At 59.4% G+C, this 25,657-nt stretch carries 21 protein-coding genes; 10 read left to right on the top strand and 11 right to left on the bottom strand.

Annotation, left to right across the window (positions count from 1 at the left end):
• Positions 1-125: 125 nt before the first annotated feature.
• Positions 126-2,135, bottom strand: a complete 2,010-nt coding sequence (locus RE428_RS02555; protein WP_004579106.1) for a PhoX family protein — start codon at positions 2,133-2,135, stop codon at positions 126-128.
• Between the two features lie 394 nt (positions 2,136-2,529).
• Between RE428_RS02555 and RE428_RS02550 the strand changes: the two genes are divergently transcribed.
• Positions 2,530-4,260: a BMP family ABC transporter substrate-binding protein gene (locus RE428_RS02550; protein WP_004579107.1), complete on the top strand. Its 1,731-nt coding sequence runs from the start codon at positions 2,530-2,532 to the stop codon at positions 4,258-4,260.
• A 7-nt stretch (positions 4,261-4,267) separates the two neighbouring features.
• Here RE428_RS02550 and RE428_RS02545 read toward each other — a convergent pair whose 3' ends face one another.
• Entirely contained in the window at positions 4,268-4,933 is a 666-nt protein-coding gene (locus RE428_RS02545; RefSeq protein WP_004579108.1) for an SDR family oxidoreductase, read from the bottom strand.
• A gap of 92 nt (positions 4,934-5,025) precedes the next feature.
• Positions 5,026-5,973: a LysR family transcriptional regulator gene (locus RE428_RS02540; protein ID WP_004579109.1), complete on the bottom strand. Its 948-nt coding sequence runs from the start codon at positions 5,971-5,973 to the stop codon at positions 5,026-5,028.
• 224 nt (positions 5,974-6,197) lie between these two features.
• Here RE428_RS02540 and RE428_RS02535 point away from each other — a divergent pair, with 224 nt between their 5' ends.
• On the top strand, positions 6,198-6,455 hold the full coding sequence (locus tag RE428_RS02535; protein WP_004579110.1) for a DUF1127 domain-containing protein: 258 nt from the start codon (positions 6,198-6,200) through the stop codon (positions 6,453-6,455).
• A 597-nt stretch (positions 6,456-7,052) separates the two neighbouring features.
• Here RE428_RS02535 and RE428_RS02530 read toward each other — a convergent pair.
• Complete coding sequence (locus RE428_RS02530; protein WP_004579111.1) at positions 7,053-7,955, bottom strand: bile acid:sodium symporter family protein; 903 nt, start codon at positions 7,953-7,955, stop codon at positions 7,053-7,055.
• Positions 7,956-8,197: 242 nt separating this feature from the next.
• Between RE428_RS02530 and RE428_RS02525 the strand changes: the two genes are divergently transcribed.
• Positions 8,198-9,610: a CHAD domain-containing protein gene (locus RE428_RS02525; protein WP_004579112.1), complete on the top strand. Its 1,413-nt coding sequence runs from the start codon at positions 8,198-8,200 to the stop codon at positions 9,608-9,610.
• Positions 9,611-9,619: 9 nt separating this feature from the next.
• Here RE428_RS02525 and glcF read toward each other — a convergent pair whose 3' ends face one another.
• From glcF to dctP, 7 genes are all read right to left on the bottom strand, one after another.
• A complete protein-coding gene (gene glcF / locus RE428_RS02520; RefSeq protein WP_004579113.1) occupies positions 9,620-10,831 on the bottom strand; it encodes a glycolate oxidase subunit GlcF in 1,212 nt (403 codons plus the stop codon).
• A gap of 19 nt (positions 10,832-10,850) precedes the next feature.
• Complete coding sequence (gene glcE / locus RE428_RS02515; RefSeq protein WP_004579114.1) at positions 10,851-11,915, bottom strand: glycolate oxidase subunit GlcE; 1,065 nt, start codon at positions 11,913-11,915, stop codon at positions 10,851-10,853.
• The gene (locus RE428_RS02510) at positions 11,915-13,390 is read right to left on the bottom strand and encodes an FAD-linked oxidase C-terminal domain-containing protein (protein ID WP_406564723.1); all 1,476 of its coding nucleotides are present in this window, start codon (positions 13,388-13,390) and stop codon (positions 11,915-11,917) included. The genes glcE and RE428_RS02510 overlap by 1 nt, the downstream gene beginning before the upstream one ends.
• Before the next feature lie 285 nt (positions 13,391-13,675).
• On the bottom strand, positions 13,676-14,101 hold the full coding sequence (locus RE428_RS02505; protein WP_004579116.1) for a GlcG/HbpS family heme-binding protein: 426 nt from the start codon (positions 14,099-14,101) through the stop codon (positions 13,676-13,678).
• 104 nt (positions 14,102-14,205) lie between these two features.
• Positions 14,206-15,756, bottom strand: a complete 1,551-nt coding sequence (locus tag RE428_RS02500) for a TRAP transporter large permease (protein ID WP_004579117.1) — start codon at positions 15,754-15,756, stop codon at positions 14,206-14,208.
• Positions 15,753-16,457: a TRAP transporter small permease subunit gene (locus RE428_RS02495; protein ID WP_004579118.1), complete on the bottom strand. Its 705-nt coding sequence runs from the start codon at positions 16,455-16,457 to the stop codon at positions 15,753-15,755. Before RE428_RS02495 ends, RE428_RS02500 begins: the two co-directional genes overlap by 4 nt.
• Positions 16,458-16,525: 68 nt before the next feature.
• Positions 16,526-17,683 carry a TRAP transporter substrate-binding protein DctP gene (gene dctP / locus RE428_RS02490; RefSeq protein ID WP_004579119.1) on the bottom strand — a complete coding sequence of 386 codons (1,158 nt, stop codon included), beginning with the start codon at positions 17,681-17,683 and terminating at the stop codon, positions 16,526-16,528.
• A 358-nt stretch (positions 17,684-18,041) separates the two neighbouring features.
• On the opposite strand from dctP, the gene phnD reads away from it, so the two are divergent.
• The 7 genes from phnD (at position 18,042) to RE428_RS02455 (ending at position 25,539) form a co-directional block, all read left to right on the top strand.
• Positions 18,042-18,989: a phosphate/phosphite/phosphonate ABC transporter substrate-binding protein gene (gene phnD / locus RE428_RS02485; RefSeq protein ID WP_004579120.1), complete on the top strand. Its 948-nt coding sequence runs from the start codon at positions 18,042-18,044 to the stop codon at positions 18,987-18,989.
• 80 nt (positions 18,990-19,069) lie between these two features.
• Positions 19,070-19,888 carry a phosphonate ABC transporter ATP-binding protein gene (phnC, locus tag RE428_RS02480; protein ID WP_004579121.1) on the top strand — a complete coding sequence of 273 codons (819 nt, stop codon included), beginning with the start codon at positions 19,070-19,072 and terminating at the stop codon, positions 19,886-19,888.
• A complete protein-coding gene (phnE, locus tag RE428_RS02475) occupies positions 19,885-20,685 on the top strand; it encodes a phosphonate ABC transporter, permease protein PhnE (protein ID WP_004579122.1) in 801 nt (266 codons plus the stop codon). Before phnC ends, phnE (RE428_RS02475) begins: the two co-directional genes overlap by 4 nt.
• The gene (gene phnE / locus RE428_RS02470) at positions 20,682-21,491 is read left to right on the top strand and encodes a phosphonate ABC transporter, permease protein PhnE (RefSeq protein WP_004579123.1); all 810 of its coding nucleotides are present in this window, start codon (positions 20,682-20,684) and stop codon (positions 21,489-21,491) included. The genes phnE (RE428_RS02475) and phnE (RE428_RS02470) overlap by 4 nt, the downstream gene beginning before the upstream one ends.
• Before the next feature lies 1 nt (position 21,492).
• Positions 21,493-22,455, top strand: a complete 963-nt coding sequence (locus tag RE428_RS02465; protein ID WP_004579124.1) for an HAD-IIA family hydrolase — start codon at positions 21,493-21,495, stop codon at positions 22,453-22,455.
• A 151-nt stretch (positions 22,456-22,606) separates the two neighbouring features.
• Complete coding sequence (locus RE428_RS02460; protein ID WP_004579125.1) at positions 22,607-23,986, top strand: diguanylate cyclase domain-containing protein; 1,380 nt, start codon at positions 22,607-22,609, stop codon at positions 23,984-23,986.
• 137 nt (positions 23,987-24,123) lie between these two features.
• Positions 24,124-25,539 (top strand): diguanylate cyclase, encoded by a 1,416-nt coding sequence (locus RE428_RS02455; protein ID WP_004579126.1) that lies wholly within the window; start codon positions 24,124-24,126, stop codon positions 25,537-25,539.
• Positions 25,540-25,657: the final 118 nt, after the last annotated feature.

The following is a 25,657-nucleotide window of genomic DNA, read 5'->3' as shown; positions in this document are numbered from 1 at the left end:
CCCTGGCTCTTAGAGTGGCACCTGACCTCCGGCAGGCTCTCGCCCGCTCCGAAGCTAAAGACTTCGGCTACACTGGACGGAGCCAGCCCACGACGCTTTCGACTTAACGATCCAAACGGCAAAGCTCAACTGCCAATCACCCCACCATCGTCCTTGGTCACCAGCATCGTCGACGACCTCGGCCGGGTCTTGCCATCGGAAGCCGGGAAGCTGCCGCCGGGATGTTGAATATTGACCCACATGGCACGCCCGTCCGGGGTCGTCGTCACGCCGGAGACCTCGCATCCGCGCGGACCGACCAGGAAGCGTTTGACCTCTCGCGTCGCCGGGTCGGCACAGAGCATCTGGTTGGTGCCCATTTGGGCATTTTCGGGATCGGCATCACTGTAGTCGGTCTGGATCCATAGCCGGCCCTGGGGATCGAACCAGAGACCGTCCGGTGAAGAAAAGATATCCCCGTCTATAGTGCCGGTCAGGTTATCGGGACTGTCCGCGCTGGGCCTGTCGCCGGCCAACAGGAAGATCTCCCAGGTAAAGCCAGTGGCGTCCAGCCGACCGCCATTTTCCCGCCAGCGAAGGATCTGGCCGTGCAGATTGTTGGGCCGGGGGTTGGCGGCATTGACTGGCTGATCCGGCTTGCTGCCGCGGTGCTTGTTGTTGGTGAGGGTGACGTAGACATCCTTGGAATGCGGATGAACGGCCACCCACTCCGGTCGGTCCATGGGCGTCGCGCCCAATACATCTGCCGCAGCGCGGGCGTTGACCAGCACATCCTGTTGCGTGACGAACCCGTTTTGGGCCGTCAAACCGCCATTGCCCTGCTGCAGCGCCCGCCAATCGCCGCTGCCATCTTCGCGGAAGACGGCAACATACAGCGTGCCCTCATCGAGCAGCTTGTCATTACCTGCCTTGTCGCCATCCCGATAACGGCCGGCGGGCACATACTTGTAGACATACTCGCCCCGGGTATCGTCGCCGGAATAGACCGCCATCGTGCCATCGTCATCGACCGCCACCGTGGCACACTCGCGTATCAGCCGGCCCATGGCTGTGCACTTGCGTGGCTGGCTTTGCGGGTCAAATGGATCGATCTCCACCACCCAGCCGAAGCGGTTGGGCTCGTTGACGTGGCCCTGCTGCGGTTGGTCGTTCACCGGCGTGGCATCGAAGCGCGTGTCCACGGCTTCCCAGGCGTAAATCTCGCTGTTGTTGCCAGTCCCGACGCCGTAACGCTTATGACTGGCCCGGCTCTCGTGATCCACCCTGTCCCGGTTAACGAAATAGTTTGACCAGTTCTCTTCACAGGTCAGGTAGGTACCCCAGGGGGTCACCCCCATGGAACAGTTGTTGATCGTTCCGAGAATGGTCTCTCCGCCAGGATCGCTTGCCGTCTTCATGCTGTCTGCACCGCGCATCGGGCCACTGATCGCCATCGGCGTACTAGCGGTAATGCGACGACCATAGGGAGAATCCTTCACCTGCCGCCAGTGACCGGCCTTGTCACGGCGCACCTCAATCACGCTGACGCCGTGGGCCGCCTGCTCTTTCCTGACCTGCGCCTCGGGGCGGGTAATCCCGCCGCCCTCGGCCCGCATTGCGGTGAAACCATCGCTATGGAGAGTGGGGTTGATGTATTCGTGATTGACCACCAGCAGACCATGGGCATTGGGTGCATCGGGAAACGGGAAGTAGGCCATTCCGTCATGGTTCTGCCCAGCTTGCGTGTTCTGCGCCTCCCAATTATCGGAAGCGTCGGGAGCCCATTCAGGCGCACCCTTGACGACCGGATCGCCCCAGGAGAAAAAGCGCTCCACACGATAGCCTTCCGGCACCTGCACGCTGTCGAAATTCGGGTCCAGCATGGGGGGCAAGGGCTTAAAGCCGATGGAGCCATCCTTCACCCCTGCGAACAGCATCGTGATCGAGTCTTCCGCTGCTCGAACACCCGGCAAGCCGCCCATACAGAAAAACCCTATAGCAGCGCCCAGACCGCCCTTGAGAACACGCCGGCGGGAATGGTCAACCACTTGACCCAGATTGAGTGCCGCGCTGGCATTGCGGGGCGTATCGTCAATTCGCTCGATCGCCTGATGGAAGTCCTCGTCAGACGGGCTGTTCGGGTCTAGCAGGCTCATCATGGTTCTCCGTTGGCAATGGCGGCGGCCGAACGCTACTTCGATAGCCTCTCAGCCTGGCGCCTTTTCCCTCAAGTAGAGGCCACCGTAGAACAGCCTGGGCTTTCATCAAAGCATAATCACCGGGTACGCGTTCGACACGCTCGGACCATCCCCCCGGCTTATGGGATGAGCCTAACGGAATACCCAGCGTATAGCTCAATACAACTTCCCAAACAACCAGCAGGCGCTTATGAGCCAGCACTGCACGATAACGGGATTCCGCACCCTGGGACGCTCTGTATCAACTTGCCCTCATCTGACACCCAGCGTTACATATTGAGTCACGCCACATATTGATGCCCGTTCGTGACTGTGTCCAAAATGCGCCTCTCAACCCGTTCCGGAAAAAACCATGCATTACCTCATCGCCGGGGCAGTGGCCGTAGCCCTGCTGCTTTGCCTCGGGCCGGCGCTGGCGTCCGATCGCTTTGCACCTGCCATCCTTTTCAACGCCGATGTGGTCATGGACAACGCCTACAACCAGCAGTTGCTGCGAGGCGTACAGACCTATGCCGAACGCAAGGAGAGCGACTACGAGTACCGGGCATCTGCGGATCTCACGACTTATCGGCGACATCTGGAAGCGCTGGCCAGGGCCGGCCGCGATCCGATCCTGACGCCGGGACCGCATACCCGTGAGATTGTCGAAGCAGTAGCGGGGCGCTATCCGGACATCACGTTCATCACCATCGATTACACGCTGGACCTGCCGAACGTCCGCTCGATCATGTTCCGCGAGAACGAAGCCGCTTTCCTGGCAGGCATCCTCGCCGCCATGCGCTCTGAAACAGGACGCCTGGGCTTTATCGGCGGCATGGATCTCCCGGCCATCCGCAGCTTCGCCGATGGATTCATCGCCGGGGCCCGCTCCGCTAAACCCGACATCGAGTTCGAACGCCGTTTTCTCTCGGATACCTCGCCACGCCCGTTCGACGACCGCGAGGCCGGCCATGCAGCCGCCAGCCAATTGCTGGCCGGGGGCAGCGATATCATCTTTGCCGCTGCGGGCGCTAGCGGCGATGGCGCCCTGGCGGCCATAAACCAGGCCGGCGCCCTCGCCGTCGGCGTGGACAGCAACCAGAACGGCCTCTACCCCGGGACAGTCCTGACATCGGTGATGAAGAACCTGGACCGCGCAGTCTACGTGGCCCTGGTGAGTGAACGCTGGGGTCTCTGGCGTTCCCCGGTGAAGCATCTGGGCATGGCCCAGGGCGGCGTCAGTCTCGCCATGGACAGGAATAATGCGTCACTCATCGACGACACCATGCGCCAGGCCATCGACCAGGCCCGCAAAGATATCCTCGCTGAACGCCTGGTGCTGGAGGGCGACAGGTCCCGGAAACGCGTCCAAGCTATAGAACGCCCGGCTCGCCTCACTGTGGCCTTGACGGACCGTGAGCAATGGCCCTACATCGTCGACCCGGCGTCCACCCAGGGAAACGATCAGCCGGGCCTCATCATCGACGCCCTGAACATCGCCAGCCAGCAACTCGACATCACTTTCGACTATGACCGCCAACCACTGCTACGCGGCGCCTACAGCCTATTGCGCAACAAGGCCGATGCCCTGCTGGTGCGTTCTATCAGTGCGGATCTGAAGAAAAACGGGGTGTACCCCATGAAGGGCATGGCCGAAGACCCGGATCGGGCCATCATGAATTGGGACCTGGCGGTATACCGTCGCAAGGACAGCCCCACTGGCAAGGATTACCGGTTGACGCCCATAGCGGTGCCCCTGGCGACCCGTATTGCCGACGAACTCTCAAGAGAAGGTGTTGAACTTTACGCCAATGATGACCTCGATAGCCGGCTCGCGATGCTCATGCGCGAACGGGTCAACAGCCTCGTTGCCGACCCGCTCCATGCCGACTACCTGATTAGCCAGTCACCCGAAATGAGCGGGCGCCTGGAAAAGACTGCGGATTCCATCGGCGAGGAAGCCAGCTACCTGCTCTTCAACCGCACGTTCTACAACCGCTACCCCGAATTCTGCGAGCAGCTCTGGAATCGCCTTTCCGAAGTGCGGGAATCGGTTGAACTCTGGGACAGGGCAGACCGCTACTTCACGGCACCGCAACCATAGGCCACCCTTACCAGGGTAACTCCTCACCATTGCTGTGCCAGAAGGAACCGGTGTTATCCAGGTTGAGACTATCGATCCGTTCCGCCAGTCCGGCTGCCGCCTCCTGAGGTGAAATCATACCGCCGAAGTTGACCATGCGGGTCTTGACGTAACCCGGATGGAGTTGGGCCACGGCAATGCCCTTCGGCTTCAGGTCCATGGCCAGCGAACGGCCGAAGGCGTTGAGCGCCGCCTTGGAGGCCCGGTAGCCATAACGACCTCCGGAATCGTTGTCGGCGATGGACCCCATGCGGCTGGTGACATTGACGATCTTGCCACCGCGGTGGATGAACTGAAGCACGGCTTCCGTAACCCGTAGGGGCGCGTAGGCATTGACCTCCATCTGGGTGCGAATGGAGTCGAAGTCGATCGAGCCCAATTGCTCATCCTGCAACAGTCCCGCGTTATTGATCAGCAGGTCGATGGCTTCAACGTCGCGCAGGCCATCGACGATCCGGCTGATGCCCGCCGGGTCGGTGACGTCCACCCCGTCAATCACCTTTTCAGCCACCGCTTCCAGCTCGGGGGAAGACTGCCGGCATACGCCGATGACTCCCCAACCTCGATCGGCATAGAGCCGCGCCAGTTCCAGACCGATGCCTCGATTGGCGCCGGTAATCAGAACCCGTTGCATGCTGAAACTCCTTTGTCCTTGGAACTAAAGAGCATTCTCCTGAAAACTGGAGAATGTCCTCCCGAAAACCTGTTCCCGCGAAAATGCGCGGGTCAGGACGCGCTGACGACCGGGCTGGTGCCTGCGTCCACCGAAAATGCCTCGGCCTCCTGCTCACAACTCCACTGGTCCTGGACCAGTTGCAGAAAGACTTCGAGCTCCGGCAACTGGTTCAGCCGGTCCTTACGCATCACGACATAGAGCGGCAGCCGCTCGGCGGTATGCTCGTAAAGCCTCAGCTCGCCCCGGCAGGCTGCCATGGACGCAAGATTGGCTTCCACCAATCCCAGGCCGAGACCTGCCTTGACCATGGCGATCGTGGAGTACTCGTCATCAGACGCTGCGACGATGTTCGAGCCGGCATAGTGCACCCCCAGCCGCTGACGCATCAACTCAAGGTAGGGGCATTTGTCGGAAGGTGAGACCCAGGGCAGTCGGGCCAGTTCACTGGTATCGTCGGGTAAGTCGCCGAGGCCGCGGTTCAGTGGGCCGATGGTAACGATGTTGATGTAACCCAATCCGATGCGCAGCAGGGCGGGATCGTCCTGCCCGCCGAACACGAAGCCGGCATCCAGCTCGCCAGCGAGCACCGCCCTTTGGTTCTCGGCCGAGCTGGCAGAGCGGATGACCAGGGAGACGTCGGGCAGTTCTCGGGATGAAGCTTCCAGAACCGATTCGATACGCAGCAGTTCCGGCAGGGAATTGAGACCAAACAGCAACTGTGTACGCGCCCGGCCAGCGATAGCCCTGGCCGTGGTCTCGAATTCGGCGAGGTTGCCGAGGACGCGATTGGCCAGGGGCAGCAGCCTGCAGCCGGCGTCGGTGAGTAGCATGCCCTTGCTGGTACGTTCAAAAAGCTGCAGGTCGAGTGCATCCTCAAGTTGCTTGAGTTGGGCGCTCACGGCCGCCGGTGTGGAGAAACGCCGTTCGGCGGCGCGTGTCAGGTTCTTCTCTTCGGCGATGAGCACGAAGGAGCGCAGCTTTTCGATCTGGATATTCATGACGCGTCCCCTGTCGACCATGCGGGTCCCAGAAACCGTCCCGCACCTGTTTCGGCAGAATACTACGCCACCTCGGTACGCGACACCCCGGCAGCCCAGGCAAGCGTTCAGAATCCCTGAACGCAATGTGAAGAATAACTAGATTCCGCATCTTTCCGCGCTTCCCTAGCATGGACTCCATGATCCAGCGATGGCCGCTAATTCTCGGCCGGGAGGCAAAACCCATGAGCACGAGCATGACTTTCAGTGGTCAACAGAACGTTGATGGTCACAAACACGTAGCCAGCCATAAGCGCCGGTCCATCCTCGGGAGCACGCAGAACGTCCTGCGCGGCTGGCGGGCCCGTTACCGCAACCGTCGCGCCCTGCGGAACGAATTCGGCCGGGCGAGCCCATCATGGCTGGCGCACATCGAACAGGACATCGGACTGGAACCGGGCAGTCTCCGGCAAGAGATGAGCAAACCTTTCTGGGCGGAGTGATCGCCCGGTAGCACCCGGCCCATCAAGCTCCTCCAGAGCTGCTAGTTGGGACGAATCGAAAGGTTCGTCCCTTTTTTTGGGTTTACTTCGAGCCTGGAGACCAGGGCAGCCCTACAGGCTGCTCCGAAGCTAAAGCGTCGGCTACATTTTTGCGGGCAACTGGAGCGTGTAGCATAAGCTTCAGCTTCTGAGACGCCGAAGGTGCCCAGAGACCCAACCTCTTGTTGGGTTTCCTCTAACCCGGACACAAAGGCAGCCCTGCGGGCTGCTCCGAAGGTGCCGGAGATCCCGCTACCTAAGCCGAACATTTAGCGACAGGCGTGCCCTGAATACCCGAAGGCAGTGCCTGCTTCTCGTTCCCCCGCTGGCGAAACAATGCGCGAATGGCACCAACCCTCGCCCGACGCGTCAGGTCGCGCGGCGTTCCCTGGGTCATGTACAGATTTGAGAGTGAGGAATGCGGCTGGCGTGACATGATCTGTCCTCCCGATGAAGTACTGGAATGCTGCCTCATCTCCATGACAACGCAGTTGCCACCGGCAATCCATCGAAAGGTTTTTGATGCCGGCGTTCAGGATACGTGAACGCCGGTAGTCGTCACGCCTCTCCGTTAGCCAACGTTGTAGCCGGCTTCGGGGCCAGGCGGCGCTGACGGTGGCGCAGCCCGATCACCACCGCACCGGTCAGATACATGGTGATCGAATAGACCGCCGCCGGTATCGCGATCTCGGGGTTACTGAGGAATGATGTCGCCACCATGATCGCCAGGGTGGAATTCTGGATACCGATCTCGATGGTGATCGACGTGGACTGATCCGCGTTCAGGCGGAATCCACGAGCCGCAAGGAAGCCCGCCCCCATCATGAACACGTTCAGCACCAATGTCGCCACGCCACTGCTGGTCACCTGGGTAATGATGCGGTCACCTTGCTTGGCCGTAATCACAATAATCAGGAACACCAGGAACAGCGCACCAAAGAGATTGATCTTCGGCTCGAGCCAGGCCGCGAACCTGGCGGCCTTCGCCCGGACCGCCATACCGATTATCACCGGCAATAACGTAATCGCGAACAATGCGGCCATCATGGTGCCCACCGGCACCTGGACCTGGGTACTGGCATCGGCAAAGGTCAGGAACGCCAGGCTCACGATCAGCGGGATGGTAAAGATGGTCAGCAGACTGCTGATCGCGGTGAGCGTGATGGACAAGGCCAAGTCACCGCGAGCCAGGTAAGTCACCAGGTTGGAGGTGGTACCGCCGGGGCAGGCCGCCAGCAGGACCAGCCCGATCGCCAGCGCCGCGGAGGGCATCAGCCAGGCCGCGACGGCAAACCCCGCTATTGGCAGGAGCACCATCTGGCCGAAGGTACCGAGCAGGACCGCCTTAGGGTAGCGCCCAACCCGGGTGAAATCGGCGATCTGCAAGGACAGGCCCATGCCGAACATGATGATGAACAGACAAAGGGGGAGAACAATCTGCGAGAAAACGCTGCTGGTCATGGTTTGAGGCCTTCAGTCCTGATACGCAGCCCGGCCGGAACCGAAACTTCATCATGGACATGTTTTGTTGTTTTTGGATCGACTTGGCGCCGGTAAACCATAGAAGACTATCACCAGCAGTGAACAACCAACTGTAAAATCGTTGACGTTTGGCCAGATTCATCACTTTGCCTCGCGGCAACAAAGGCGTCATATTGTGGGTGATAAGATCTCTGCGAAAAAAGGAGTTCGGCCGCACGCCTATGAAACATCTTTTCCTGATCCGGCACGGCAAATCCAGTTGGTCAGATCCGGCATTGGAAGACTGGGAGCGCCCGCTGAACAAGCGCGGCAAACGCCAGATTGAAATCATGGCCGGTCCGCTCGCACGGCAGGGCGCCTTTAACGGCCAGATCTATTCCAGCAACGCCATGCGTGCCCGCAAGACTATCGAAGGCATGGTTGCCATACTTGGCGACGACACCCTGCCTTCACGCGTTCGATTCAAGTCCAAACTCTACACCTTCGATGGCGATGTGCTGCGCAAGTGGCTCACCAAGCGCGACGAGGATATCGTAACCATCGTCGGACATAACCCCGCCCTGCTCGAACTGGCCAACGACCTGTTGCGCAAACCGATCAGCGAGCTGCCCACCGGCAGTTGCGTGCATCTGATGCTGCCGATCCAGCATTGGTGCGAACTGGAAGATGATACCGCCGCGTTGGGCAGCTGGCTGCTGCCACGCTGGATCGACTACAAGCTGTTCCAGAAAAAGCAGCCCCCGGACCCCGGCAAGAAAGAGGCAAAGCACCCGCTCCAGGCGCTGTCGCTGTCGTTACCGCATATCATGGAGCGACTGAAGCACCTGGAACCTGGCGCCAAACTGGGCTTCGACATCGAATTCCTGCACCAGTACCGCATCGCCATACGCCGTGCCCGGGCGGTGTTGGAAACCGTCTTCCAGATCACCGGCGACAAGACCCTGAAGAAACCGGTCAAGCGCTTCAAGCGACACGCCCAGGCCACCAGCCAACTACGGGACCTTGACGTATTCATGGAGACGCTGGCGCATTGGGAGGAAGACGCTGAATTTCGCGATGCCCTGCGCAGCAGCGGCGCCCCGGAGGCCTTTGCAGAACAGCGCAACGAAGCCCAGAAGGCTTTCGCCGAGCATGTCGAAACCCGCCAGTACATGGACGATATGGATTTCCTGCAGGCGTTCGTCCACGCCGGCGAGCTGGAGGACATCCTCCAGCAGCTCAATAAATACCGCATCCGTGAAGCGCTGGACGCGCGGATCGCGGACCACAACGCCCGGCTGGTCGCCCTGTCCGACCTGTCGTCCGACCAGGACTTCCATCGCCTGCGTAAGAATCTCAAGCGTATTCGCTATCTGGCGGATCTCGACCGTGCGCTACCGTCGGATTTCCGCAAGGACCTCAAGAAACGCCAGAAGCTGCTGGGGGAGTTCCAGGATCGCCATGTGCAGGAAGACTTCATGATGAAGTACCAGGCCGACGCGGACCCGGAAGGCATCCTGACACCCCTGATCCAGCGCCTGACCGGCCAGAAGCAGGCCGCCCGCCAGCGCATCCTCACCCTGGACCCGATCGACACTCCGGCGCCGGTAGCCCGCGCGGCTGCGAAGAAACAGGACGAGCCGGAGGAGGGTTAAGGGATCTCCCTAGACGGGATCGAGCAACTCGATCCAATGCTGCACCGGCCGGTCGGCCTTGGTGCCCAGATGCAACTGGCAGCCGACGTTGGCGGTGGCAATACGGTCCGGCTGATCGACGGTCAGCGCCTGCAGCTTGTTCTTCAGCAGCCGCTGACTCAGTTCCGGCTGAAGGATGGAGTACGTGCCCGCCGATCCGCAGCACAAATGCCTGTCACGGGTTTCAGCCAAAGTAATCCCCGCCTTGCGCATCACCTGTTCCACCACACCATTCTGTTTCATGGCGTGCTGCAAGGTGCAGGGGCAATGGAAGGCCACCTTGCCCGGATCCTTCGCTGGCTTGAGCGGACCGAGATCCTCCTGCAGCAGGAAGGCGCCCAGGTCGCGGGTCATGGAACTGATGGTTTCTGCCTTTTCGGCATAGGCCGGATCGTGGCGCAGCAGATGGCCGTAATCCTGAACCATGGCGCCGCAACCGGATGCGGTCATGACGATCGCCTCGGCACCGTTCTCCACCAGAGGCCACCAGGCGTCGATGTTGCGACGCATGTCGTCCAGACCATCTTCATGAGCCGAGAGATGATAGTTCAAAGCCCCGCAACAGCCGGCCTCTGACGCCTCCACCAGGGAGACACCCAGCTTGTCGAGCACCCGCGCCGCAGCGGCGTTTGTATTGGGTGTTGCCGCGGACTGGACGCAACCGGCAAGCGCAACGACCACGCGATCATGCTTCGCCGTCGGCCAGGGTTTGGCCGTCTGGCGCGGCGGCACTTTGGCCTTGAGGGTGTCAGGCAAGGCGGGTTGGAACAGTTGGCCCAGCCGCAATAGCGGCGCAAACAGCGTGCGATTGGGAACGATGCGGCGCAACGCCCAGCGGATGACCTTTTCCCGGCGCGAGCGTTCAAGACGCTCATCGATAAACCCGCGAGTGATATCCACCAGCCGGCCATACTGCACACCTGAGGGACAGGTGGTTTCGCAGCTGCGGCAGGTCAGGCAACGGTCCAGGTGGGTCTGGGTCTTCTCGGTAACGTCATAGCCTTCCAGGAACTGCTTCATCAGGTAGATACGCCCGCGCGGGCCGTCCCGCTCGTCGTTGAGCTCCTGATAGGTGGGGCAAGTTGCGGTACAGAAACCGCAGTGCACGCAGGCCCGCAGGATGGACTCCGCCTCCTGCCCTTCGGCGGTATTGCTGAATTTCTGAACAAGATTGGTCTGCATAGGATAACTTCCGGAAAATCTATAACCAGCTGTAGAGGCGTCCGGGATTAAACAGCCCGTCCGGATCGAAGGCCTCTTTCAGCCGTCGCTGGATACGCTTGAGGGGTTCCGGCTGGCGGTGCATGATCTCGCCGCTGCGATCACCGCCGCGGAACAGGCTGACCTGACCACCGGCCGCTTCGGCCAGATGCTCCATGTCCGACATAATGGCATCGCCTCGGTACCAGCGCTGGGCGCCGCCCCAGTCGATGATCCAGTCGCCGTCCAGGTCGGGGTTGGCGGCAGTGGAATTAACCGAGAAACGCCACAGCGATTCCGGCCCCTCGAAATAGGCCAGTTGATGATCGCGCAGACCTCGCCAGAAGCCTTCCGCGTCTTCGGTCACTTCGCCGGACCATTGATGCGCAGTGGCCTCGACAGCGGATTGTGCGCCTGCGAGTCGCAGGTAGAGCTGCCCATCCATCCAGCATGCGCCGGTCAGCGGCTTGGCCTCCCCTGCCCGCTCGTTCATGAAGCGGATCGCGTCCTCGATCGACATGGGCTGGATCAGGGTCAGCGTCGCCGCAGGACGCGGCATGACTTTCAGGCTGATCTCGGTCATTACTCCCAGGCACCCCAGGGCCCCGGCCTGCAGGCGGGAAACGTCATAGCCCGCCACATTCTTCATCACCTGGCCGCCGAACTTGAGGTGCTCTGCCTTGCCGTTTATCAGACGGATACCCAGCACCTGATCCCGCACGGAATTTGTCCAGGGCCGCCCGGGGCCGGACTGGTTGCAGGCCACGGTGCCGCCGATCGTCGCGGTGTCGTCGAATCGCGGCGGTTCAAAGGAAAGCATCTGGTTGTTCTCCGCCAGGGTGGCTTCGATCTCGGTGAGCGGCGTACCGGCACGAGCGGTCAGAACCAGCTCCACCGGCTGGTAATTGACGATGCCGGCATGTTCGCTGACATCCAGCGGCGTAGTTGGAACACCCGCATCACGGCCCATAAAGGCCTTACTACCGCCACCGACGATGGTCAGCTTTCGCCCTGCCTCCCGGGCCCCCTTTACCTGGGCCTGAAGCGCTTCTGCCTGATCTGCCATTACGCCTCCGCGGCCTGTTTGCTGGGTTGCAGTGCCCGGTACTCCTGGCACTGACGCAAGGTGGGCACGCCTTTGCCGGGGTTGAGCAACCCATTAGGATCGAACGCCGCCTTGAGCGCGTGGAACTGGATCAGCTCGTCATCGCGGAACTGCACCGCCATCTGTCGGATCTTCTCAATGCCCACACCGTGCTCGCCGGTGATGCACCCCCCTACCGCGACGCAGAGTTCAAGGATGGCGCTGCCAAACGCCTCCGTGCGCTCGAACTCACCGGGCACGTTTGCATCGAAAAGAATCAGCGGGTGCAGGTTGCCGTCCCCGGCGTGGAAGACGTTGGCTACCCGCAACTTGAAGCGCTCGGACATGTTCTGCATTTCGGTCAGTACATGGGCCAGTTGGCCACGGGGGATGGTGCCGTCCATACAGTAGTAGTCTGGTGAGATACGACCCACCGCAGGGAAGGCGGATTTGCGCCCCTTCCACAGCAATGCCCGTTCTTCCTCGCTCTGGGAGGTGCGAACCGACGTGGCGCCAAATGAACGGAACAGATTTTCGGCCTGTTCGATATGCTCCTGCACTTCCTCGGCGGTGCCGTCCACTTCGCACAGCAGCAGGGCCTGGGCGTCCCGGGGGTAACCAGCGTGGGCAAAGTCCTCGGCGGCAGTAATAGCGTAGCCGTCCATCATTTCCAAACCACCCGGGATAATGCCATGGGCAATAATGCCGCCCACCGCGTCGCCGGCATTCTGGATTGAATCGAATCCGGCCATCACCACCTGTGCCTTTTCCGGCTTGGGCAGGAGTTTTACTTTCACTTCGGTGATGATACCCAGCATGCCTTCAGAGCCGGTGCTCAGGGCCAGCAGGTCCATACCGCAACTGTCCAGTCCATCGCTGCCAACGATGATGCGTTCGCCTTCGACGGTCACCATCTCTACGCTGAGGATGTTATGCACGGTCAGCCCATACTTGAGGCAATGTACGCCGCCGGAATTCTCGGCCACGTTACCGCCGATGGTGCAGGCAATCTGGGATGATGGGTCCGGCCCGTAATAGAGACCGTACTGGGCGACCTCTTCGCTGATCGCGAGATTGCGCACACCCGGCTGTAGACGGGCCGTACGGGCCAGCGGATCGATCTGGAGCACACGATTGAACTTGGCGAGAGACAGCAGTACGCCATTGGAACTGGGCATGGCGCCGGCACTCAGACCGGTGCCAGCGCCCCGGGCCACTACCGGCACGTCGTTGGCGTGACACAGGCGCATAACGTCCTGCACCTGCTCGACGGTTTCCGGCAGGACCACGAGCATCGGCATCTCGCAATACATGGACATGCCGTCGCACTCGTAGGGCTTCATGGTTTCGTCGTCATCGATCACGAATTGGGGATCGATGAAGGACCGCAGCCGACGCGCCAGCTCGGCCCGGTCAATCTTCGGTGCTGCAGACATAGGTCTCTCTCTTCGGGACATAGGCGCTTGTCAGGTCGCGGCGCCCGGTTTTTATGGTTCATCGCGGATTAGCACCTCAGGTAGTCGGAAGCCCTCCTCACGAGTCGCAAGACCATGGGCACCTTCGGCGCCTCAGAAGCATCTGCTACATGCTCGAGTTAGCTGGAAAATGTAGCCGACGCTTCAGCTTCGGAGCAGCCCGCCGGGCTGCCCATTCCCGAAATGCTTTCCGTTACACGGATCCCCACTAAAGTGCGAAGAACCTTTTTTTATAGTGGTGCTTAGAGCAGCAAACCCGCCTTGAGTTCAGCCCCGGTTCTGCAGGAAATAGTCGATCCCTGCCTGGGCGCAATCCATATCCTGCTGGGGCGTCCCGGAACTGAGGCCGATGCCGCCGACCACGTCGCCGTCGACCACGACCGGCAGGCCACCGCCGACGGTGCTTAGCTTACCGCCTACTTCGGTATGGATACCGAACGCCAGGTTGCCCGGGACGTTGGCCGCATTATATTCATGGGTCGCCTTGCGTGCGGCGGCCGCGGTAAAGGCCTTGTCCTGGGCCACGAAGGCGCTGGACACCTTGCCGCCATCCATCCGTTCGAAGGCAATCAGGTTACCGGATTCATCGGTAATGGCGATACACATGGGCACGCCAATTTCGTTGGCTTTTTCCGATGCGCCTTTGATAAGGATGCGAGCATCGGCGATATCGAGTCGTTTCACCGTCAACATGTAACTTTTCTCCTCTGAATGTCGTTGGTCACTCCCCGGTTATAACGGGGAGCGACCAACGGAAGCCATGCGACTTTCAGCCATCATCAATTTCAGACGGCACCTTAACCGTAGACGATACCGGGTAGCCAAGTAATCAGCGTCGGGAAGAGCACGCACAGGAACAAGCCGACAGCCTGGAGGGCCAGGAATACCAGTGATGATTTGAAAATGGTGCCCATGGAGATCTCCGGCGGGCAAACGCCGCGAATGTAGAACAGCGCATAGCCGAACGGCGGGCTGAGGAAGGACATCTGCATGTTCACCAGATAGAGCACGCCGAACCAGAGCACCACGTCCTCACCCGGCACCGCGGGCAGGCCGAACAGGCCGTCGAAGGTCAGCGCCTCGACGATGGGAATGAAGATCGGCACGGCCAGCAGAAGGATCCCCACCCAATCCAGGAACATACCCAGCACCACCAGCAGGAGCATCAGCAGGAACAGGATGCCGTACGCCGACATACCTGTGCCCAGGATGGCATTGGTGATGAACTCCTGTCCGCCCTGGAGAATGTAAAAGCCCACGAACACCGAGGCGCCGAACATGATCCACAGCACCATCGCGGACGCCTTGGCGGTGGTGATCGACGCTTCCTTGAGCGTCTGTATGGAGAAGGCCTTGTGCATCCAGGCCACCAGGATAGCGCCGAACGAACCAATACCCGCTGCTTCCACCGGTGTGGCGATACCCCCGAACAGCAGACCCAGCACCAACGCCACCAGGATCAATGGCGCGATCAGATCCTTGAGCAACAGTAGTTTGCCCTTCAGGGAAATGCGCTCTTCCTTGGCGACTGGCGGGCCCAGCCTGGGGTTGATGGCAGTGCGAATCAGCACATAGGCAATGTACATACCCGAGAGCAACAGCCCCGGCACCACGGAGCCCAGATAGAGTTCGCCCACTGACTGCTGGGCCACCACCGCGTAGAGGATGGCCAGGATCGACGGCGGGATCAGGATACCCAGGGTACCGCCGGCCATGATCGAGCCCAGGGCGATCTGATGATCGTAGCCCCGCTTTAGCATCGCCGGTAGAGCGATGATGCCCATGGTGACCACCGCCGCACCGATAACGCCCACCATGGCCGCCAGGATGGTCGAGGCGAGGATCGTCGCCGATGCCAGACCGCCGCTCAGGCCGCCCATCCACTTGTAGACCACGTTGAACATTTCCTCGATCAGCCCGGCCCGCTCCAGCATCGCGGCCATGAAGATGAACAGCGGGATCGCCGCCAGATCCGAGTTGGTCATCATCGGGAAGATACGGCTGGGCACGATGTTGAGCATCAACGCATCGCCCACCAGGTAGATGAAGACCACCCCCAGACCACCAGTAACGAACGCCAGCGGAAGCCCCATCATTAGCGCCACCAGCAATGAGCCGAACATCAGGTAGGTCAGAGGAGCGATACCAATGCCGTAGAGACTGCCGGCCAGGCGGAACAGGAAGTACTCGTCGCTGTAGGGATCGTAGAACAGGATATTGATCACTTCGACGCAGATGATGAACGCCAGGACGACGGTCGAAACGATCATCAACCAGGTGCCCACGTGGCCGATCAGAGCGCTGGTGGCGCTGGCAGCGGCGTTGGGTTTCGCGGTATTGACGCTCATGCCGCACCCTCCTTACCCAGACGAATAAACAGGGCAATGTCCTTGATCAGTTTCGACACGCCCGCCAGCAGGATCAGGATAGCCCCCAGCAACATCATCGCTTTCACCGGGTAGTACTGGATGCCCCAGGTTTCCACGGTGGTCTCATGCATCGAGTAGGAATTCTGAAAGAAGGTCCACGATGTGATTGCCAGTGCAAGGGCGAAGATGAAGAAGAACATGGAGGTAAATATATCCATGCCCACCTGCCCGCGCTCCGGCAGCAGGTTGTAGAGCACGTCCACCCGTACATGGGCGCCATGCAGCAGGGCAAAGGCTCCAGCGAGTAGGTACTGCATGCCCAACAGCAGGAAGCTGGCCTCGTGCACCCAGATGGTGGGCATGTTGAAGATGTAGCGCATCACCACTTCGAAGAAGTAAAAGCACACGGCGTTGACGGTCCAGAACGCCACGAACACGCCGGAATGTTCGCTGATCCAGTCGATCACGCGGGTAAACCCGTTCACCCCGGCATCCGGATGGCGCTCCTGCGGTGTGGGTTCATGGAGTTCGCCCGGTACCGGCGTCAATTCTTCCTCGACCGGTCCCTTGCGTTTCCGCTGCCAGCGATCCAGCGCCATCATGATCAGCGGCATCACCGCCAGCCAGCCCCAATAGAACCAGTGGGGCAGGACAAAACCAAACCCTTCAAGATCGGACATAATTCACCCCTCAGCTAACGAATGAGGGAGAGCCGAAGCTCTCCCCTGTGCAGGTCATGTTGAGAGGCTTATTCCATGCCCTTGATGTCGTCCGGACTCACGTAACCGACGGTCTCGTTCATCATGTAGTCGAGCTGCATGTCGAAGATCGCGCGAGCATCCTCGTCCTTGTTGGCCCACTTGTACCAGATGGGAATGGCGGCGCGGCGGAACTCCATCAGGTCCTGCTGGCTCAGACGGGACACGGTGTCGCCTTCCGCCTTGAACTTCTCCATGGCCTCGACGTTGCGCTCCTGGATGGTGAGGTAGTGCTTCATCGAGTAGCTACGGACCTCGTCCTCGACCAGTTGCTGCAGTTCCGGATCCAGTGCATTCCAGGCGCGCATATTGACGGTCAGGTCCATCAGGTCCACCGGCTGGTAGATCGACATCACCCCCGGCGGTCCAAACAGGATGTAGTCGGTCACCTGGGAGAAGCCCAGTTCGTAATTCACTGCCGGACCCACGTAGTCAGCCGCGTCGATGGTGCCCTTTTCCAGCGCCGGGAAGATATCGGAACCCGGTAGACTCACGGTGGACACACCGAACTGCTGGAACACCTCGGCCACCATGCCGCCGGGCACACGGATCTTCATGCCCTTCAGGTCAGCCAGGCTGCTCACCGGTTTCTTCGAGTGGATGATGTTGGCGTCATGCTGGATTGGGCCGACATAGAACAGGCCGTATTTCTGGTAGATTTCCCGTGTCTTTTCCAGCATGCCCATGGCATAGAACAGCGTATCCCACTGGTGCGGCTGATCAGGGCCGGCAGGATAGGACGATAGGAAGACCGACGCGGGAATCTTGCCGGACCAGTAGAGGGTGAATGGATTCATTCCCTGCAGGACACCGTTGCGCACCGCGTCGAACAGGGCGTTGTTGTCCGCCGCTACGGCCTTGGCCGGGAAACAACGGAAGATCAGCTCGCCGCCGCTCTTCTTCTCCATGGAATTACACCATTCCTCGAAGAGGTCATAGCCCACGGTACCGGCATCCCATACGGACTGAATCTTCCAGGTGGTAGCCGCAGAAGCCGGTGTACTGACAGAAAAGGTGGCGAGTAAAGAGGCGCCGGCCAGGGCGGCGACGAAGGTAAAGGATTTCATCAGGCCTTTTTTCAGGCCGAGGCGCTCACGCGCCGTCTTTCGGGCGATACCGATATTTCGACGATTGATTAGAGCTTCCATTTGTAGCTGTCCCCACTGTCATTGTTGTTGTCAGGATCCTGGAGTCAGCGAGCTCGCACGCTAATGGGCCGGTTTTCTGGAGCCCGATACTACCCTCGGCGCGAAGCTCCCAGCACCACTACTGATAATCGTCGGGGTTTCGCGATTCGTCCAGAAATTGATCAATTGTCAAAAACTATGTCGGTGATATGACAGAAACAACCTACTAACCAATTGATGCATGGGCATTTCTAAATCGCTGTCACAAAAGTGCCATTTGGCTGCTATAACGTAGGGTGCGATCTGGAAAGCTGCGGTGCCCCGATCAGTGCAATCGGGCGGGGCCATCGAAAACCGTCAACTCAAAGGGATATGTAAGATGAAAAAGTTGCTGACCATCGCTTGCGCTACGCTATTGATGCCGATGCTGGCTCACGCGGATTTCCAACTCGACGATCGCTACACCGACAAGGACGGCGATCTGATTGCGGACATTCCGGAGGACGAGTCCAAACAGATCGATCCGTCCACCCTGATCTTTGCCTACACCCCGGTCGAAGACCCGGCCGTGTACAAGGAAGCCTGGTCCGATTTCCTGACGCACCTGGAAGAGGTCACCGGCAAGAAGGTCCAATTCTTCCCGGTGCAGTCCAACGCCGCCCAGATCGAAGCCATGCGTGCCGGCCGTCTGCACATCGCCGGCTTCAATACCGGCTCAAACCCGCTGGCTGTGGCCTGCGCCGGTTTCCGTCCATTCACCATCATGGCATCTCAAGATGGCTCCTTCGGCTACGAGATGGAAATCATCACCCATCCGGATTCGGGCATCGAAGACGTCGAGGACATCAAGGGCAAGGAACTGGCCTTTACCTCACAGACCTCCAACTCCGGCTACAAGGCGCCCTCGGCGATCCTGAAAGCCGACTACGGCATGGTCGCCGGTGAAGACTTCGAACCGGTGTTTTCCGGCAAGCATGACAATTCCATCCTCGGCGTGGCGAACAAGGACTACCCGGCGGCCGCCATTGCCAACTCGGTCCTGGATCGGATGCTCCAACGTGACGTCGTGACCGAAGACCAGATCAAGACCCTCTACACCTCCCAGACCTTCCCGACCACCGGCTACGGCATTGCCTACAACCTCAAGCCGGAATTGCAGGACAAGATCAAGGAAGCCTTCTTTTCCTTCGACTGGGAAGGCTCGTCCCTGCAGGAAGAATTCGCGAAGTCCGGCGAGGCGAAGTTCATTCCCATCACCTTCAAGGAACACTGGGAAGTTATCCGCAAGATCGATGCGGCCAACGGCGTGACCTATGATTGCCGTTAAGAACGGGGATTGCCGTTGAACACGGGAACTGCCGTTAATCGTCGAAGCCAATAACAACGAAACAGGAAGTGGATTGACCTGTGCTGGAACTGAAAGCCCTATCGAAAACCTACAAGACCGGCGACAAGGCCCTCTCGGAAGTGAGCTTCGCCATCCCCGCCGGCCAGGTAGTGGGACTGATCGGTCCGTCCGGCGCGGGCAAGTCCACCCTGATTCGCTGTATCAACAGACTGGTGGAGCCGAGTTCGGGCAGCGTCCTTCTCGGCGACACCGACCTGACCCGCCTCAACGGTCGCGCCTTGCGTCAGGCCCGGCGGAGGATCGGCATGATCTTCCAGGAATATGCCCTGGTCGAGCGCCTGACGGTGATGGAGAACGTACTCTCCGGCCGGCTGGGTTACGTGTCCGGCTGGCGCTCTTTCCTGCGGCGGTATCCCCAGGACGACATCGACCTGGCGTTCAAGTTACTGGAACAGGTCGGCCTGGGGGATCACTTCAACAAGCGCGCAGACGCCCTGTCCGGCGGCCAGCGCCAGCGCGTGGGCATCGCCCGCGCCCTGGAACAGAACCCCGAACTGCTACTGGTGGACGAGCCCACGGCATCCCTCGACCCGAAGACCTCACGGCAGATCATGCGGCTAATCCAGAGCATGTGCCGGGAGCGCAACCTGCCGGCCATCATCAATATCCACGACGTGATGCTGGCGCAGAATTTCACCGACCGCATCATCGGTCTGCGCAGCGGCGAAGTGGTGTTCGACGGTGCGCCTGACGCTTTGACCGACGACGTGCTCACAACCATCTACGGTGACGAGGACTGGACACAGTTACGCCGGGATAACGAAGACCCGGATCCGGCCTCGGATCCGAATGACGTGTCCGTGGTGGAGGGGCTGTGAGCACGACACCACGCACCTGGAAACGTCCGCCAGCCCTTTTTACCCATACGGGCTGGCGACGCACGATCTACATCGGCGCCGTGGTCTACCTGATGCTGGCCGTGCAGTCCATCGAGGTGGACTGGATGCGCGTCTACGAAGGCCTGGAGCGGGGCTGGCGCTTCGTCCAGGGCTTCCTGGTGCCGGACTTCACCTCGCGCTGGAGCGATATCCAGAGTGGGCTGATCGAAAGCCTGACCATGACGATGACCTCCACCGTCGCCGGCATCCTGATTTCCGTCCCCATCGGTATCGGTGCTGCACGCAACCTCTCGCCCATGCCGGTGTACCTGTTCTGCAGGGGCATCATCACGCTCTCCCGCTCGTTCCAGGAAATCATCATCGCTATCCTGCTGGTGGCCATGTTCGGCTTCGGTCCGTTTGCCGGGTTCCTGACGCTGGCCTTCGCCACCATCGGCTTCCTGTCCAAACTGCTGGCGGAAGATATCGAGGCCTGCGACGCCGAGCAGATCGAAGCGGTGCGCGCAACCGGCGCCGGCTGGTGGCAGGTCGTGAACTACGCGGTGCAACCCCAGGTGATGCCGCGACTGATCGGCCTGAGCCTGTACCGGCTGGATATCAACTTCCGGGAATCCGCGGTGATCGGCATCGTTGGGGCCGGCGGTATCGGCGCCACGTTGAACACCGCGATCGATCGCTATGAATACGATTCCGCCGGGGCGATCCTGATTATCATCATCGCGATCGTGCTGGTGGTGGAGTATTCCTCGTCCCATGTCCGGCGGTGGGTGCAATGACGACCGAAACCCTGACACCCCGCTGGCAGTTCCGTACCCCCAAGCAACGTCTGCTGCGCTGGATCGGCTGGTTCTGGCTGGTCGCGCTGACCGTGTTTTGCTGGGAGATCATGACCCGGGATACCATCTGGGCCTTCGTAGCCGATGCCCCGCGACAAGCGGCAGATATTGGCGACCGCATGTTCCCGCCGGCCTGGGCCTACATCAATACGCTATGGGAGCCGCTCTGGGACACGCTCAATATCGCCACCCTGGGCACCCTACTGGGCATTCTTTTCGCCGTACCCGTCGCCTTTCTCGCCGCCCGCAACACAACGCCGAGCGTCTATTTCGTGCGCCCGATTGCGCTGCTGATTATCGTGTCGTCCCGCTCGATCAATTCGCTGATCTGGGCGTTATTGCTGGTGGCGATTATCGGCCCCGGGCTGCTGGCCGGGATCGTCGCCATCGGCCTGCGCTCCATCGGCTTCGTCGCCAAGCTCCTCTATGAATCCATCGAGGAAATCGACCAGCGTCAGGTGGAAGCCGTGCGGGCGACCGGTGCATCAGGCGTACAGATCATCGACTACGCCATCGTGCCGCAGATCCTGCCGGCCTTTTGGGGCATCAGCGTATTCCGCTGGGACATCAATATTCGGGAATCCACGATACTGGGGCTGGTCGGCGCCGGGGGTTTGGGTCTACAGTTACAGGCATCACTGAATGTACTGGCCTGGCCCCAGGTGACCATGATCTTTATCGTGATTCTGGCCACGGTCGTCATATCGGAATGGGTTTCTGCCCGGGTCAGACAAGCGGTACTTTAAGATGAATTCGCAAAATGCGGTCAAGCCGGTGCATCAACTGATGCTGCCGACGCCCCGATGGGCCTTTTCCGAATACGAACGTATCCGGCACAGACTCCCCAATAGTATCGTTCCCGAGAGACCGGAACACGTCGCAGCCCACCGCAACATTGGTCCACTCACCGACCAGTTCGACGGTTTCGTCTTCGACGCCTATGGCGTACTCAATACCGGCGACCGGCCCCTGGCCAATGCGGTGATGCGCTTCGCGGAGCTCCAGCGAGCCGGCAAGCGTTGCCTGATCCTCTCGAATGCTGCAACCGCCAGCTCCGACCGGCTGCTTTCGAAATACCGGGCCTTCGGTTTTGCCATCGACGAGGACCAACTGATTTCCAGCCGTTGGTTGTTGGAACGGGCATTGGCTTCGACTGTTCGACCCGGTCTCTGGGGCGTGATCGCCCCGCTGGAGGCCAACCCGCAGACCCTGCCGCTGAACTACATCAGCATCCACGGCGAACCCAACGACACCCTGCGGGACCGTATGGACCGCTGTGACGGCTTCATCTTTCTCAGCACCCATGGCTGGACTAGCAACCACCAGGCCCAACTGGAAGCCAGCCTCGGCAGTTACCCGCGGCCGGTGGAAGTCGCCAACCCGGACCTGGTAGCCCCGCGAGGCGACAAACTCACCCTGGAACCGGGCTTCTACGCCCACCGCCTGATCGACCACACCGGCATCACCCCCGTGTTCTACGGCAAACCCTATGCTCCTGCTTTCCAGGAGGCCCTGCACCGACTGGCCGGCATCGAACCATCGCGAGTGCTGATGATCGGTGACACCTTGCACACCGATATTCTCGGTGGACAGAGTGCCGGCATGCATACGCTGCTGGTCACCGATAACGGGTCGCTGAAAGGGTTGGACGTGGACGCCTGTATGAACCGTTCGGGCATCCATCCGGATTTTGTGGCGCCGGTGATTTAGTCGGCCTGCTCACTCCGCAACGCGCTGATCTCCAATTCATTGAAAAATCAAGCCGATTAAATTTTATACAACTTTTAACAATTCCACCGACCGGCGCCCACAAATTACCTGCTAGATTCACATAATCTTTTCCTGCTCCAAGGGTCGCACAGTGTCTGTTTGCCAATTTATCCCTCCTCTCCCCCTGGAAAACCTCAACGGCATTTTTCCCCACATTTTCAAACATATGGATGCTGCAGTCATCGTTGCCGATGCAGGCCGACGAATCATCATGATTAATGATGAAGCGCGAAAAGTATTTGGGTACGAAGAAACGGAACTCGTCGGGCGGGAAACGAAAATGCTTTACGCAGACCCTGCTGACTTCGAGGAACAGGGTCGCAGGCGGTTCAATAAGGACGCAGTTGATTCCGGTGAAAAGTACGTCACGCGGTATTCTAGAAAGAACGGAGAGTTGTTCGATGGCGAAACCATCGGCGGCCCCATCAAGAATGACAAGGACGAGAACATTTTCTTCGTCGGCTTTATCAGGGACGTCTCAGATAGGATTGCCACCGAAACATCGCTAAATCGCCTGCACGCGATCACATCATCCCGGGAGCTTAGTCTCAGAGAGCGAGTGGACGCCATACTCAAGCTTGGTACCGAACATTTCGGGTTGCCCATAGGCATCGTCAGTCACATTGATGGCCCAATCTACGAAATTGAATACGCCGTTCACCCAGACGGGGCCCTGGAACAAGGCATGGTATTCGATTTCAGGGATACTTACTGCAGTCACGTATACCGTCAGACCGAAGTTGCCGGATTTCACCATGTCGCTAAGAGCGAAATACGCACCCATCCCTGCTACAAGGATTTCAAACTGGAAGCCTACCTGGGTGCGACGATTTTTGTTAACGGCGACCGGTTCGGCACGCTCAATTTTTCCAGCATTCAAGCCAGGCGTCCCTTCACCCGACAGGAAATTGAAATGGTCCGCTTGCTGGCTGAGTGGATAGGGCACGAACTATCGCTAGCCAGGGAGCTCAGGTCGCTTATCCAGGCTCGTGAGGATTTGAACCGCACAAGTGCAAGGGATGAGCTCACCGGTCTTTACAATCGCCGGTATGCCATGGAGAAGGTTGGCACCGAGCTGGAGCGATTGAACCAGTTTCACTTGCCTCTAGTCACCGCTATTCTGAGCTTCAACGATCTAAAAACGCTGAACCGAACCTTCGGTTATGCCGAGGGTGACAACGCACTTCGCGCTTTCGCGCAGAAAATCACTCTTCTATCCCGCGCTACGGACGTCGTTGCTCGCTGGAGCGGCAGCGAGTTCATAGCAGTGCTACCCAATACCGATGAAAGAGGCGCCAAAATCTTTCTGGAACGACTTACGGAAGGTGTTCGCAAAGCGAATTTCAGCCAAGTCTTTACCGGGAAGGAACTCCAAATGGCTGTAGGTTTAGCTGTCGCGCATCCCGGCGAAAGTGCCGATGACGTCATCCGACGCGCCGAAGTTGATCTGCAGCGAGTCACCGCCTCTTAGAGGAGGGTACTCACCGGTATGAACGCAGTATCGGGGCACTGCAATTTCGGCACGAATCCTCTAGTTACAACAAATTATGTTCACCTCAAGGATGACTTTGTTAACTTAGGCGGTGAAAGCCTTAGAGGAACATGTCCATGCCTGAAAAACCTGCCTCCCTCTCCGCCCTGAGAGGCGTCCTTCCCTATGTCTTCGGCCATATGGACGTCGCCGCCATTGTCGCCGATGCAGACCGTCGAATTATCATGATCAACGACGCGGCCCTGGAGATGTTCGGTTATGACGAAGCGGAGCTGAAAGGTCATGAGACCAGGATCATTTATGCGGATCCGGACGACTTCGAGGAACAGGGACGCAAACGGTTCAATAAAGAGGCCCAAGAAGCACAGGAAACCTACATTACCCGGTACCGCTGCAAGAACGGTAACGTGTTCGAGGGGGAGACGCTTGGAGGGCCGATCAAGAGTACCGATGACGAGAACCTTGCCTTCGTCGGCTTCATCCGTGACGTCACGCACCGGGTTGCGACTGAACAAACCCTCAGTAAACTCCACTCTATCACGTCGTCCCGGGACCTGAATTTCCAGGCGCGGGTGGACGCCATTCTCCGACTGGGAACCGAACACTTTGGACTGCCTATTGGCATTTTCAGCCACATCCACGGCAATCTTTATACGGTGATGCAAGCGGTCCATCCGGACGATGCGCTTACCCCCGGCATGACGTTCGAATTTGCGAACACATACTGTAGCCACGTGTTCGACGTTACGGATGTACGCGGCTTCTACCATGTGGGTGAGAGCGACATCCGCGCCCATCCGTGTTATCAGAGTTTTCAGTTGGAAGCTTATCTCGGGTCCACTATCTTCGTTGACGGTCACCGCTACGGAACGCTGAACTTTTCAAGCCCTGAGCCTACCCGCCCCTTCAGAGCCCAGGATATCGAACTGGTCCGACTGTTTGCCGAGTGGATTGGTCACGAATTAGCGCGCAAACGTGACCTGGAGGCTCTCGAAAATGCCAAGCAAGAACTTGAGATCTTGGCCAGAACCGATGCACTTACTGGACTGTTCAATCGTGGATATATGGAAGATCGACTTTCCGGGGAAATCGATCGCTCAAGACGCTATAAGCACCCGCTCACAGTTGCCCTGTTCGACTTTGATCATTTTAAAAAATTGAACGACACCTACGGTCATGCCGCTGGCGACGAAGCGCTGAAGCTTTTTGCCGCAACTGCGACGCGCATGTCGCGTAAATCCGATGTGGTGGCGCGCTGGGGTGGCGAGGAATTCCTCGCCGTATTCCCGTCTACAGGCGTGAGGGGCGCTGTGACCTTTCTCGAACGGCTTTCCGACGAGATCAGAGACGCCGACTTCGCGCCAGAGGGAGAATCGATCCCTTTAACCATGAGTATCGGCGTGGCTAGTGCTCACTCCGACGACGACCTGGATACGTTGGTCAGTCGTGCGGATGCGGCGATGTATCTCGCAAAAACGCGGGGGCGCGACCAAATTCGCACCCAGTCGGATATAGGTAAGCCCAAAACCTGAATTAGGGCATCGTATACCCATCACGTCTCCGAAGCCTATTTGCTGCCTGACGACAAGCCTACTTTCAAGCCCTCAGCCTAATCAGGCAATGGCCTTAAAGTAGCTCGATACGAGGCTC

Origin of the sequence: Marinobacter nanhaiticus D15-8W, assembly GCF_036511935.1 — a bacterium.
GTDB classification, from domain to species: domain Bacteria; phylum Pseudomonadota; class Gammaproteobacteria; order Pseudomonadales; family Oleiphilaceae; genus Marinobacter_A; species Marinobacter_A nanhaiticus.
This window is presented reverse-complemented; position numbering and strand designations above follow the sequence as displayed.